Source organism: Pleomorphomonas sp. NRK KF1 (genome assembly GCF_023721755.1).
In the GTDB taxonomy this organism is placed as follows: Bacteria; Pseudomonadota; Alphaproteobacteria; order Rhizobiales; family Pleomorphomonadaceae; genus Pleomorphomonas.
Genome location: NZ_JAMDLH010000003.1, coordinates 115,799 through 128,243, shown reverse-complemented (window position 1 = coordinate 128,243; position 12,445 = coordinate 115,799). Strand labels below are relative to the sequence as shown.

The window sequence follows — 12,445 nt, the reverse complement described above, 5'->3', positions numbered from 1 at the left end:
CCACAGGATCCCGGACATGCCGCGTCTCAACCCGCTCGTTGCCGATCTCGCTCCGCCGCCCATTCCCTCGGTTCAGGCTTGGGCGCGCGCCTATGACGGCAGCCTTGGCACAACGGTCGACCTGTCGCAGGCCGTGCCCGGCTATCCGCCCCATCCCGAGTTGATCGCCCTGTTGAAGGCGGCGGCAGCCAATCCATCAACGGCCGCCTATGGTCCGATCGAGGGCGACCATTCCCTGCGCGAAGCGCTCGCGATCGACGAAAGCGCCCTTTACGGGGCTGCCATCGCCGCCGACAACATCCACATCACAGCCGGCTGCAATCAGGCCTTCATCTGCGCCGTGCTGGCCGTCTCCGAACCGGGCAGCCGCGTTCTGCTGTCCAACCCGTTCTACTTCAACCACGAGACATCGCTGCGCATGTTCGGCATCGGAATCGGTCTGGTCGACTGTCCGGCGGAGGGCGGATTCCTGCCGAGCCTCGAAGCGCTCGATGCCGCGATCACGACCGATGTCAGGGCTTTCGCCGTCGTCTCGCCCAACAACCCGACCGGCGCCGTCTACCCTCCCGACCTTCTCGCCGACATCCTGGAGCTCTGCCGGCGGCGCGGCATCTGGCTGATCCTGGACGAGACCTATCGAGACTTCCTGCCCGCCGAGGCGAGGCGGCCACACGAGCTCTTCCTGCGCGCCGGCTGGGGCGATGGGCTCATCTCGCTCTATTCCTTCTCGAAGAGCTTTTGCGTTCCCGGCTATCGACTGGGCGCCGTGACGGCCAGCCCCACGGTCGTGGCCGAAATCGCCAAGATCATGGACAACCTGCAGATCTGTGCGCCACGCGTCGGCCAGATCGCCGTTGCCGAAGCATTGCCGAGGCTCGGCGCCTGGCGTGAGACGAACCGGACCGAGATCACCCGTCGCGCCAATGCATTGAAAGCAGCCATCGCCGAGACGGACGGCTGGGAGATCGGCGCAGTCGGGGCTTACTTCGCCTTCGTCCGCCATCCTTTTGCCGGCGTACAATCAGCCCATGTTGCGGAAGAGCTTGCTCGGCGGGCCGGAATCGTCACCGTGCCCGGTAGCTACTTCGGGCCCGGACAGGACGACTATCTGCGCTTCGCCTTCGCCAACGCGACGGCAGAGACCATTGGCTTTCTGCCGGGGCGGCTGGGGCAACTTGGGGCGGTCGGCGGCGCTTGATCAGGCCGACGGCCGCCACCATGAACCGCCGACCGGCAGGGCAACGAAGTCGCCATCGTCCAACCCCGCCGCGGCGCGCGCCGTTGCAAGCCTCATCGGCGGTTCGTCGAGCGGCTCGTCGGTGAGCTGGAAGCAGCCCCAATGGATGGCGATGCTCCGCCGCGCCCCGATGGCTTGATGCGCGAGCACCGCCTCCTCGGGGTTCATGTGGTGCTCCTTCATGATGCGGCGCGGCTCGTAGGCTCCAATCGGCATCAGCGCCAGATCGAAAAGCACGCCATTCCGTTCGCGCGGTTTCAGGCGCTCATGCGTCTCATGGAAGTGACGACCATAGCCGGTGTCGCCGGCAAAATAGCAGGAGAAGTCATCAGCAAAGATGGCAAAGGCGCCCCACAGCATGCGGTTTCGGTCATTGAAGCTGCGTGCGGACCAGTGCCGGGCCGGCGTCAACATCATGTCGAGGCCGCGATAGGTGTGGCTTTCCCACCAATCGAGTTCAACGACGTTGCTGATGCCCCAACGCCGCAGCAAGGCACCGACACCGAGCGGGACGACGAACAGCGTCCGACCATCGAAGCGTCGGTTGATGCGGCGCACCGAGGATCGGTCGAGGTGATCGTAGTGTCCGTGGGAAATGAGCACGACATCGATCTCTGGCAGCGCGTCGAGCGCGATGGCCGGCGATACAAACCGCTTCGGGCCAAGGAAGCTGAAAGGCGATGCACGCTCGCTGAAGACGGGGTCGGTCATCACCGTAAGGCCGCCCATGCGGAGCAACATGGTGGAGTGACCGATGAAGGTGGCCGAGGTTTCCGGGCCGGCGATGCGCCCGAGATCGGGATCTATCGTCGGTGTCGGGCTGCTCGGCGGAAGCGGCTTTCCCTCGCGACGCGCCTCACGCTTCCACTCCCAGATGTCGCGAAGGGTGGCTCGGCCGGCCTCCACGTCCGGATCATGGAAGCCTTCCGGAGTGTGGTGGGTCTTGGCGGGATCGTAATAGGGGTTCATTCGGGAAGATCGCTCCGATGCGCCTGGAGGCAGGTTCTGGCAATATGGCGTTACTTCCCTAAACTGCCAGAGACTTCGGGCGGTTGCCTGCCACACAAAGATGTGAGGCTTACGCCGCCGCGGGTTTGCCCACGGCGAGATAGGCTGCCCATGTGACGAGCGCCGCGTTGCCGCCGTCCGTCAGCCTGTAGACGCCGCGTTCGACCCTCTCGAACCAACCATAGACATTGGCCTGGAGGATTTTCGCCGCGTCGGGGGCAGTCGGCTTGAGATCGCGCGGCCTCTGCGGTCCATCTCGCAATGCGAGGGCGACGGCCAGGGCCTGTTGGCGATAGGCCGTCATCTGCGGCAGCCGCGTCGAACCACCAACGATCGGATCGCCCTTGCGGCGGCGGAACTCCTCGACAATGCGCGATCGACGGCGGCCGTCGCGGCGCGGCTTCCAGGGCGCCGGCTCGACGATCACCTCGATCAGGCCGGTGGGTGTGACGGCGATCAGGCCGAAGCCCAGGAAACGGCATAGCTTCCTGACGCGCGGATCACCCTCGCGGCCGCGGCCGCGTTTGGAAGCGCCGATCGCAAGCCACACCTCGTCGGCCGCCGCCGTTCGGTCCACCGCCTGCAACACCAGCTCCAGAGTGAAGGCGCGCTTGAGTTCGCCGATCACCACCAACTCGGGCTCGTCATCCGACAGTCCGACAAGGTCGCAGCCCTTCACTTCTCCCTTGACGGTCAGGCCGAGGCTTTCGAGGTGATGCTTTACGGGAAGGTATAGGTCGGTTTCCACGCGATGGCTTCCGATCAGGCGACTCGATGAGGGTAAACCGTCGCTCGCAACCGGTAAAGAAAGCGTGGGCTAGCCCGGCTCCATCTCGCGCGAGAAGCCCTTGCTCGCCACCATAAGCCGTCGGGTGTAGTCGGACACCATCCTGCCGCCGGCAAGATCGGTCGCGGCGAGCGTTTCAACCACCTCACCGCTCTTCATGACGGCAAGGCGGCTGCACATATGGGTGACCACCCCGAGATCATGACTGACCATGATGTAGGTGAGACCATGGCGGCTCCGCACGTCTTCCAAGAGGTTCAGCACTTCGGCCTGCACCGAGGCGTCGAGCGCCGAGGTGGGTTCATCGAGCAGCAGGATCTCGGGCTCGACGATCAGGGCGCGGGCGATGGCGACGCGTTGCCGCTGGCCGCCGGATAGCTGGTGTGGATAGCGGAAGCGGAAGGACGAACCGAGGCCAACCTCGTCGAGCGCCTTCAGGATGCGTCGTTCGCCGTCGCCGATGCCATGAATGGCGAGCGGCTCCAGCAGTTGGCGATCGACGGTCTGGCGCGGATGCAGCGATGCATAGGGATCCTGGAAGACCATTTGCACGGCGCGGCGGAAGGCACGACTGCGCCGATTGCCAAGGAGCGCTTCGCCATTCACCTCGATGGCGCCGGCGCTGACGGGCGCAAGGCCGGCGACAGCGCGCAATAGCGTCGACTTGCCCGATCCGCTCTCTCCAACAAGACCGAAGGACTCGCCCTTGCCGACGGCGACGCTCACCGACTTCAGCGCCTGAAAGCCGTCGAAGGTCACCGACAGGTTTTCGATGCGGATGGTCACGCCGCCCACTCCTTCTGTCGTTCGAGCACCGGCAGGGGATGCCGACTCTCGCCGATCTTCGGCGTGCAGTCGAGCAGACCGCGCGTGTAGGGATGCTTGGCGCCGGCAAGATCGGCGGTCGCGAGTTCCTCGACGATCCGGCCGGCATACATCACCAGCACCCGATCGCAGAAGGAAGAGACCAAACGGAGATCGTGGCTGATGAAGACGAGCCCCATACCCTTGTCCCGCACCAGACGATCGAGAATGCCGAGCACTTCGAGCTGCACGGTGACGTCGAGCGCCGAGGTCGGCTCGTCGGCAATCAGCAGTTCGGGGCCACAGACCAGCATCATGGCGATCATCGCCCGCTGGCCCATGCCGCCCGACACCTCGTGCGGGTAGAGGGCGAAAACCCGCTCCGGATCTTCGATCTGCACCGCCTCCAGCATTTCGACGGCCCGGCGTCGGGCTTCGCGCTTGGAGACATTCTCGTGATGGCGCAGCGTTTCGGTGATCTGGCGGCCGATGGTCATCACCGGGTTGAGCGAGAACTTGGGGTCCTGCAGGATCATCGCCATGCGACTGCCGCGCATCTCGCGCCAGGTGGACGACCCGGCCTTCAGAAGATCGACGCCGGAAAAGGATAGAGCGTCAGCGCGAACAATGCCGGGGGGCGGCGTAAGGCCCATGATGGCGCGACCGGTCTGCGACTTGCCCGAGCCGCTCTCGCCGACGATGCCGAGCCTCTCCCGCCCGAGTTCGAAAGACAGGCCGCGCACCGCCTCGACGACGCCGGTGCGTGTCGGATAGGTGACCGACAGGTTGCTAACGGTCAGCAGCGGCTTCATCGGCCAGCCCCCCGTGGATCGAGTGCGTCGCGTAGCCCGTCGCCGAGCAGATTGAAGCCGAGGCTGACGATGAGGATGGCGATGCCGGGCATGGTCGCTACCCACCACTGGTCGAGGATGAAACGGCGGCCCGAGGCGATCATCGTGCCCCACTCCGGCAGCGGCGGCTGGGCGCCAAGGCCCAGGAAGCCGAGGCCGGCTGCCGTCAGGATGATGCCCGCCATGTCGAGCGTGACGCGGACGATCAGCGAGGAAAGACACATCGGCATGATGTGCCGGATGACGATGCGAGCCGGCGAAGCACCCATCAGGTGAACGGCGGCGATGTAGTCGGAGTTTCTGACACCCAGCGTTTCAGCGCGAGCGAGGCGGGCATACGGCGGCCAGGACGTCAACGCGATGGCGATGACGGCGTTCTCGATACCCGGCCCGAGAGCGGCCACGAAGGCCAGCGCCAGGATCAACTTCGGGAAGGCCAGGAAAATGTCGGTGACACGCATCAGCACTGCATCGACGTAGCCACCGGCGAAGCCGGAGACGGTGCCGATCAGCAACCCGACCGGCGCGGCAATGATGGCGACCAGCGCCACCACGGCGAGCGTGATGCGCGAGCCGACGAGCAGGCGCGACAGAATGTCGCGACCCTGGTCGTCGGTGCCGAGCAGGAAGCCGGGCGACCCCGGCGGCAGCAAGCGGGCGCCGGCCAGGTCGCCGACAGTCGCCGAATGCGGAGCCAGGAGATCGGCGAAGATGGCGACCAGCACCAGGGCGACAATGATCAGAAGGCCGGTAACGGCGAGCCGATTTTCCGAAAAGCGACGCCATGTGACATAGGCGCGGCCGAGCCTTGCCTGATTGCGGGAATGCGGCTCGGCAGTGAGCAGCCACTCGCGCCAGCTTTCATTCGACGCCGTCGAGGGCGCCGGTGACGAGGGATCGGTCATCTTGCGCGAGTCCTCGGGTCGAGCAGCCGATAGAGCAGGTCGGACAGCATGTTGATGGTGATGAACACCGAACCGATGACAATGGTGCCACCGAGCACGGCGTTCATGTCGGCATTCTGCAAGGAGTTGGTGATGTAGAGGCCTATGCCCGGCCAGGAGAACACCGTTTCGGTCAGGACCGATCCCTCGAGTAGGCCGGCATAGGACAAGGCGATGACGGTGACGAGCGGCACGGCGGCGTTGCGGAGCGCGTGGAACCAGACGATTCGGCGTTCGCTGAGGCCCTTGGCGCGCGCGGCGACGATATACTCCTGACCAAGCTCGTTCAGCATGAAGGAGCGCGTCATGCGGCTGATGTAGGCGAGTGAGAAATAGCCGAGAAGCGCACCGGGCAGGATGATATGCCGGAAGGCGTCCCAAAGGACGTCCCATTGCCGCGTCCAGGCGGCATCGATGAGAAAAAGACCGGTGATCGGGGTAAAGGTGTACTCGTAGGCTATGTCGAGGCGGCCGGGATAGGCGACCCACTTCAGCTTGGCATAGAACAGCAGAAGCGACAGCAGCCCCAGCCAGAAGATGGGCACCGAGTAACCGATGAGCCCGACGATGCGGACGATCTGATCGGCGATCGAGCCGCGCCGGACCGCCGCGATGACACCGAGCGGCACACCCAGCCCGGCGCCGATCAGCGTTCCGACCGTGGCAAGTTCCAGCGTTGCCGGAAACACCCTGATGATGTCTTCCAGTACCGGATTGGTCGTCAGCACCGACGTGCCGAAATCGCCGGTCAGGGCCTGCTGGAGGTAAAGGACGAACTGCCGCCAAAGTGGCAGGTTGAAGCCCATTTCCTCGCGGACGCGCTCGACGACCGAGGCCGGAGCGCGGTCGCCGACAATCGCCAGCACCGGGTCGATGGGGACCACGCGGCCAATGAAGAAGGTGACAGCGAGCAGGCCGAGATAGGTGGTCGCCAACATGACGGCGAACCGGCCGATGTTGACCATGATGCCGCGGGCGCGCCTTAGCCCCGCGGTTTGCTTGGCGCTCGAATGGAACACGAGTTGGATCGCTCCTCACTTGCAAGGATGGAGGACGCTCCGCCTCCCTCGGGGAGGCGGAGCCCGCCAATCATTCCTTGGAGATGGGAGCGACCAGGTTCGTGTCGTAGGACGGACCGAGCTTGAAGCCTTTCAGCTTGGACGAGTAGGCGGCCACCTCGATCTGCTGATAGATCACGACGAACGGCCCGCTCTCGAGCACCTTGCGCTGCAGGTCCTGGTACATGGCGGCACGCTTGGCCGAATCCTTTTCGAGCAAAGCCGCCTTGGTTTCGGCATCGAGGTCCTTGGGATCCCAGGCGTTGCGCCAGGCCAGCGTCTTCACCTTGCCTTCATCTGAGTTGTCAGGATTGGCCGTGAAGGTCTCGGCGTTGGAGTTGGGATCGAAATAGTCCGAGCCCCACTGGCCGATATACATGTCGTGCTGACGGGCGCGATATTTGGTGAGGGTCTGCTTGCCATCGCCGGGGATGATTTCCAGCTTGACGCCGGCCTGCGCCAGGGTCTGCTGGAAGTTCTCCGCTATGCCGGTCACCGGCTGCGTGTTGCGGGTGTCCATCGAGACGGTGAAGCCATCAGCGAGGCCGGCCTTGGCGAGCAGATCCTTGGCCTTGACAACATCGAACGTGTAGGGCTTGTCGTCGATGGAGCCCAGTTGCCCCTTCGGCAGGAAGGACTGGTGAATCTCGCCGATTCCCTTGATCAGGGTGGCGCCGATGGCGTCGTAGTCCACCAGATACTTGAAGGCCTCGATCACCTCGGGCTTGGAGAGGTTGGGGTTCTTCTGATTGAGAGAGATGTAGTAGACCGTGCCCTTCGGGGCTGAAATCGTGGCGAGATCGGGATTGGCGGTGGCCGCTTCGAAATCACCCGGCTCAAGGTTGCGGGCGACGTCGATGTCGCCGTTCTCAAGCGCGAGGCGCTGGCCGGCACTTTCCTTCATATGCCGATAGATCACCCGCTTCATCTTGGCGGCTTCACCGAAATACTCGTCGTTACGCTCGAGAACGACGGCTTCGTTGGCCTTCCAGGTGACGACCTTGAACGGCCCGGACCCGGCCGAGTTGGTCTTCAGCCAATCGTTGCCGAAATCGGTGTCCCACTTGTACTCGTCGGACGGCGTTACCGCCTTGGCGTGCTCCATGACCAGCTTCTTGTCGAGCACCGCGCCGGCGGTCGAGGTCAGGACATTGAGCACGAAGGACGTGGCATAGGGTTTGTCGACGGTGAAGCTGACGGTGAGCGGATCGATCGCCTTGACCTTCTCGGTCACGTTGTCGCCCGTAAGGCCAAACTGCCCGAACAGGAAGGCGGGGCTCTTGTCCATCTTGATCAGCCGTTCGACCGAAAAGACGACATCATCGGCGGTGATCGGGTTGCCGGAGGCAAACTTCAGCTCGGGCTTGAGCTTGAACGTGTAGGTGAGGCCATCGTCGGAGACGGTCCAGCTGTCGGCGATATCGGCCTTGACCTGGGTCGTGTCGTCCAGATCGAGCCGGACGAGCAGAGAGTAGGAGTTACCAGTGACCTCGGCGGTGGAAAGCTCGAAGGCTTCGCCGGGGTCCAGGCTGATGATGTCGTCGATGGCGAAGCCCTCGACCAGCGTGTCAGCCGGCGTGGCGGCAAAAGACGGTCCGCTCAATGCAAAGAAGACGGCCACCGCGGCGCCCGCCGACAGATATCTCAGATGCTTTCCCAGGATTGGCATGTTCATCTCGATATTCCCCTTTTCATATATACCGGTGGTTTCTCCACCTTGGTCGCTCGGTGCCGCTCGCAAGCAGTCGCGGAGCCGTCGCCTTCATAGCATACCCCGCCAATGGCAGCGTACGAACGCTCGCCCCACTCGATCAGCGGGGCGAACGACAAGCCTCGACCAGCGACGGGAGGCCTTGTTTCTGAAGGGAAAGTCGTAACCATCCACCACAAGATGGTCAATAGGCAGGCATGCCCAACGCCGATGCAACCCGTTTCAGGCGCGAAGCAGGCTTTCGATGCGCTCGGCGATGGCGTCGGTGTCATTGCCGCCGATCACCTCGGCCGCCTTCGCCTTGACCGCGTCAGGAGCGTTTCCCATTGCTATGCCGAGACCGACACCGGTGAGCATGGCGAGGTCGTTGAAATTGTCGCCAAAGGCGACGATGTCGTCCGCACCGACCCCACGCTCGGCGGCCCAGGAGACCAGACGGTTGCCCTTGCTGCGTCCTGCCGGCATCACATCAATGCGGTCGTGCCAGGAGTACTCGATGCCGTAAGCCGGCACGGCCTCGGCTTCCGCATACCAGTTGGCCAGTCGGTCGGCATCCGAGTGGGTGACCACGAACTTCCAGACATTGGGAGCTGCATCGAGCACCGCCTCCACCGACTCAATCCGTCGCAGCTCCGGCTTTGGGCGGGTCGACAGACCGTCGATCCAGGCGCCGAGCTTCTGAAGATGCGGCGTCGGCACCTCGTAGAGCATAACGTCGTCCAGATAGACCAGCATATCGACGTGGTGCTGGCGGCAGGATGCGACGAGGCGTCGCGCGTCGGCGAGATCGAATGGCTCGCCGCTCACCACGCGCTCGGTTGGAAAATCGTAGACATAGGTGCCGTTGCAGCAGATGGCCGGCCCGGAGAGCCTCAGCTCCTCAAAATAAGGGCGAGTCACCGAGTGATGTCGACCGGTGACCAACACCACCTCAAGCCCCTGTTTCTTGGCGGCCCCAAGCGCGGCGATCGTGCTCGGACGGATGCGCCCTTCCGGATCGAGGAGTGTGCCGTCGAGATCGAGGGCGATCATCCGATAGGGCATGTCTTTCTCCCGCAACGCCAAGGCGCAAGCCGCGCCTCTGTGGGCGCTCTCTCGGCAGTCCCCAGCCGACCTGGAGTGTTCGCCGAGCAGACCGGCTCAGCCTGACCGAGGGGTCCTCTAGCGGACCCAGCCTATCCTGTCGATCCGTAGTCGCGCCACCAGCCGGAGGAACTTGCCGCCCGACCGGACCGCGACCAACGGACCATCGCACGCGGTGATTTGCGATAGACTCTATCAAGATTGATGATATGAAATAACAGACCCTGCTTCCGAGTACTCCCCTTGAACAGAAACTTCCTTACGCTGCACGCCGCCGACAGCCACGCCACGCTCAAGGGGATAGCCTCGCCGACCCGGCTCGACATCCTGCGCCTCCTGCATGGCAAGGGACCGATGAATGTCAATGAAATCAGTGCCGAGCTGTCATTGCCGCAGTCGACCGTCGCCATGTCGGTACAAGCGCTCGAGGAAGCGGAGCTGATCGACACCAAGACGGTAAAGGCCAAGAAGGGACACCAGAAGATCTGCTCGGCGCGCTACGACGAGATCGTTATCAGGTTTGATGATCCGGGAGAGTTGCCGCGCGACGAGACGATCGAGGTGTCGATGCCGATCGGCCTTTACACCAGCTGCGACGTGCGTGCGCCTTGCGGTCTCTGCTCGAACGACGGCGTCATCGGCCTGCTCGACGTGCCGAACTTCTTTCTCGACCCCAACCGCATGCAGGCTGGGCTGATCTGGTTCGGCCGAGGCTATGTCGAGTATAAATTTCCAAACAATGCCAAAGTCTTGAACGAGGAGATCAGCGCCGTCGAATTCTCGATGGAACTGTCGTCGGAAGTGCCGGGCACCAACGCCGACTGGCCGTCCGACATCACGCTCTGGGTCAACAACACCCTGGTCGGCACGTGGACATCGCCCGGCGACTATGGCGACAAGCGCGGCGTATACACACCGCGCTGGTGGAAGCTCGAGGGTTCCCAATACGGCAAGCTCAAGACCTGGACGATCTCGGAACGCGGGACGTTCATAGACGGTATCAGGATTTCCGATGTGAAATTGGCCGACCTCGACCTCGACAACCACCATTCCATCCGCATGCGGATTGGCATTTCCGACGAGGCAAAGCATCCGGGCGGCATAAACATATTCGGTCGCGGCTTTGGAAATTACGACCAGGATATCGTCATGCGCCTGTATAGGTCCGAGAAGTAGGCTACTCTACCTTCACGTTTATTAATTTTCCGAAAGACCGGCACGGAGCACAGGCTGAAGTCCGCCGATCTATCTTATATATTCTTTCTCCCATCTACGAAATACACGCCCCTGTTGCCTTCTTGAACCATTTTCAGCCTTTGGTCGCGAGCGGCCATAGGCCAATTGACAACCTCTCAGGTCCGAAACATACTACCCGTTATGTATCATAAAACATAATATAAACTACAGCGGGTATGAGGGCCGACGTGAAAGCGAATGTGACCATCCACCGGGATTTCACGATTTCCCAGGTCGACGACCGTGTCTACAGCTCCTTCCTGGAGCACTTGGGGCGCGCCATCTACACCGGCATCTACGAGCCAGGACATCCGACGGCCGATGCCGACGGCTTCCGTGGCGACGTGCTGGACCTCGTGCGCGCCATCAGGACGCCTTATGTGCGATATCCGGGAGGCAACTTCGTTTCGGCCTACAACTGGGAAGACGGCGTCGGTCCGAGGGAAAGCCGCCCCACCCGCCTCGACCTTGCCTGGCGCACTCGCGACAACAACCATATCGGCGTCAACGAGTTCGTCGACTGGTGCAAGAAGGCCGGCACCAAGCCGATGCTGGCCGTCAATCTCGGCTCACGCGGCCTCGACGCGGCCCGCAACTTCATTGAGTACTGCAACCATCCCGGTGGGTCCTACTGGAGCGACCTGCGTCGGCAGCACGGCTGGAAAGACCCGCACAACGTCAAGCTCTGGTGCATCGGCAACGAGATGGACGGCCCCTGGCAGGTCGGTCACAAGTCGGCCGACGAATACGGCAAGCTCGCCAACGAGACCGCCAAGGCGATGCGCCTGTTCGACAAGTCGGTGGAACTGGTCGTCTGCGGCTCCTCCAGTTCCAACATGCCGACCTTCCCGGATTGGGAGGCGACCGTTCTCGATCACACCTATGATACGATCGACCACCTCTCTTTGCACATGTACTTCGCCAACAAAGAGAACAACACGCTGAATTACCTCGCCCAGACAGAGACGCTCGACAGGTATATTCAGTCGGTTTCCGGCGTCATAGACTACATCAAGGCGAAGAAGCGTTCCAAGAAGAACGTCACCATTTCATTCGACGAGTGGAACGTCTGGTATCACAGCAACGAGCAAGACAAGAAGATCCTCGAGGGAGACGATTGGCCCGATGCCCCCCATCTTCTGGAGGACATCTACAATTTCGAGGACGTGCTGCAGGTCGGCAGCGTGCTCAACACGTTCATTCGTCGCGCCGATCGCGTGAAGATCGCCTGCATCGCCCAGCTGGTCAACGTCATCGCCCCGATCATGACCGAGACAGGCGGACCGGCCTGGAAGCAGACCATCTACTACCCGTTCCTGTTTGCCTCTCTCTACGGTCGCGGCACCTCGCTGCGCGCCATCGTCGACGGGCCGACCTACACTGCGGACGTCGGAAGCGACATCCCCTATCTCGACGTGTCGGTGGTCCGCGCGAACGAGGGCGACGCCCTGACTTTCTTCGTGGTGAACCGTCACCTTACCGAAACGCTCGATTTCACCTCCGCGCTCCATGGCTTCCCGGCCGCGCGCGTCGTCGAGCACATCCAGATGACCCATCCCGACCTCAAGGCCGTCAACTCGGCTGCCAACCCGGACAACGTTGTCCCGAAAACGGCTAGAGGAACGCTCGTCCAGGATGGCGCGCTCCGCAGCAAGCTGCCGCCGCTGTCCTACAACGTCATCCGTCTATCGATTTGAACCAACCGGCCGCCTTCGGAGGAACGGCG

At 62.8% G+C, this 12,445-nt stretch carries 11 protein-coding genes; 3 read left to right on the top strand and 8 right to left on the bottom strand.

Annotated features, from left to right (window positions below; genetic code table 11):
* Nucleotides 1-16 precede the first annotated feature (16 nt).
* Entirely contained in the window at nt 17-1,198 is a 1,182-nt protein-coding gene (locus M4J39_RS10050; protein WP_251727710.1) for an aminotransferase, read from the top strand.
* Here M4J39_RS10050 and M4J39_RS10045 read toward each other — a convergent pair whose 3' ends face one another.
* The 8 genes from M4J39_RS10045 to M4J39_RS10010 all read right to left on the bottom strand — a co-directional run bounded on the left by M4J39_RS10045 (nt 1,199) and on the right by M4J39_RS10010 (nt 9,444).
* The gene (locus M4J39_RS10045; protein WP_251727709.1) at nt 1,199-2,206 is read right to left on the bottom strand and encodes an MBL fold metallo-hydrolase; all 1,008 of its coding nucleotides are present in this window, start codon (nt 2,204-2,206) and stop codon (nt 1,199-1,201) included. It lies immediately after the preceding gene.
* Nucleotides 2,207-2,315: 109 nt separating this feature from the next.
* Nucleotides 2,316-2,993, bottom strand: coding sequence for a DUF2161 family putative PD-(D/E)XK-type phosphodiesterase (locus M4J39_RS10040; protein ID WP_251727708.1), 678 nt, complete (start codon nt 2,991-2,993; stop codon nt 2,316-2,318).
* A gap of 69 nt (nt 2,994-3,062) precedes the next feature.
* Nucleotides 3,063-3,818, bottom strand: a complete 756-nt coding sequence (locus tag M4J39_RS10035; RefSeq protein WP_251727707.1) for an ATP-binding cassette domain-containing protein — start codon at nt 3,816-3,818, stop codon at nt 3,063-3,065.
* Nucleotides 3,815-4,648: an ABC transporter ATP-binding protein gene (locus M4J39_RS10030; RefSeq protein ID WP_251727706.1), complete on the bottom strand. Its 834-nt coding sequence runs from the start codon at nt 4,646-4,648 to the stop codon at nt 3,815-3,817. Before M4J39_RS10030 ends, M4J39_RS10035 begins: the two co-directional genes overlap by 4 nt.
* Nucleotides 4,645-5,592 carry an ABC transporter permease gene (locus M4J39_RS10025; protein ID WP_251727705.1) on the bottom strand — a complete coding sequence of 316 codons (948 nt, stop codon included), beginning with the start codon at nt 5,590-5,592 and terminating at the stop codon, nt 4,645-4,647. The genes M4J39_RS10030 and M4J39_RS10025 overlap by 4 nt, the downstream gene beginning before the upstream one ends.
* Nucleotides 5,589-6,596: an ABC transporter permease gene (locus tag M4J39_RS10020; protein WP_251727976.1), complete on the bottom strand. Its 1,008-nt coding sequence runs from the start codon at nt 6,594-6,596 to the stop codon at nt 5,589-5,591. Before M4J39_RS10020 ends, M4J39_RS10025 begins: the two co-directional genes overlap by 4 nt.
* Nucleotides 6,597-6,720: 124 nt before the next feature.
* Nucleotides 6,721-8,358 carry an ABC transporter substrate-binding protein gene (locus M4J39_RS10015; RefSeq protein WP_251727704.1) on the bottom strand — a complete coding sequence of 546 codons (1,638 nt, stop codon included), beginning with the start codon at nt 8,356-8,358 and terminating at the stop codon, nt 6,721-6,723.
* A 264-nt stretch (nt 8,359-8,622) separates the two neighbouring features.
* Nucleotides 8,623-9,444, bottom strand: a complete 822-nt coding sequence (locus M4J39_RS10010) for a pyridoxal phosphatase (protein WP_251727703.1) — start codon at nt 9,442-9,444, stop codon at nt 8,623-8,625.
* A 282-nt stretch (nt 9,445-9,726) separates the two neighbouring features.
* Here M4J39_RS10010 and M4J39_RS10005 point away from each other — a divergent pair, with 282 nt between their 5' ends.
* Both M4J39_RS10005 and M4J39_RS10000 read left to right on the top strand, forming a co-directional pair.
* Nucleotides 9,727-10,659, top strand: coding sequence for a transcriptional regulator (locus tag M4J39_RS10005; RefSeq protein ID WP_251727702.1), 933 nt, complete (start codon nt 9,727-9,729; stop codon nt 10,657-10,659).
* Between the two features lie 248 nt (nt 10,660-10,907).
* Nucleotides 10,908-12,416, top strand: a complete 1,509-nt coding sequence (locus tag M4J39_RS10000; protein ID WP_251727701.1) for an alpha-N-arabinofuranosidase — start codon at nt 10,908-10,910, stop codon at nt 12,414-12,416.
* Nucleotides 12,417-12,445: the final 29 nt, after the last annotated feature.

What these genes read in the sequence shown, in the direction of transcription:
- M4J39_RS10020 (WP_251727976.1), bottom strand. Translation starts at nt 6,596, where the DNA reads ATGGTCAACATCGGCCGGTTCGCCGTCATGTTGGCGACCACCTATCTC.
- M4J39_RS10050 (WP_251727710.1), top strand. Translation starts at nt 17, where the DNA reads ATGCCGCGTCTCAACCCGCTCGTTGCCGATCTCGCTCCGCCGCCCATT.
- M4J39_RS10025 (WP_251727705.1), bottom strand. Translation starts at nt 5,592, where the DNA reads ATGACCGATCCCTCGTCACCGGCGCCCTCGACGGCGTCGAATGAAAGC.
- M4J39_RS10015 (WP_251727704.1), bottom strand. Translation starts at nt 8,358, where the DNA reads ATGCCAATCCTGGGAAAGCATCTGAGATATCTGTCGGCGGGCGCCGCG.
- M4J39_RS10045 (WP_251727709.1), bottom strand. Translation starts at nt 2,206, where the DNA reads ATGAACCCCTATTACGATCCCGCCAAGACCCACCACACTCCGGAAGGC.
- M4J39_RS10010 (WP_251727703.1), bottom strand. Translation starts at nt 9,444, where the DNA reads ATGCCCTATCGGATGATCGCCCTCGATCTCGACGGCACACTCCTCGAT.
- M4J39_RS10030 (WP_251727706.1), bottom strand. Translation starts at nt 4,648, where the DNA reads ATGAAGCCGCTGCTGACCGTTAGCAACCTGTCGGTCACCTATCCGACA.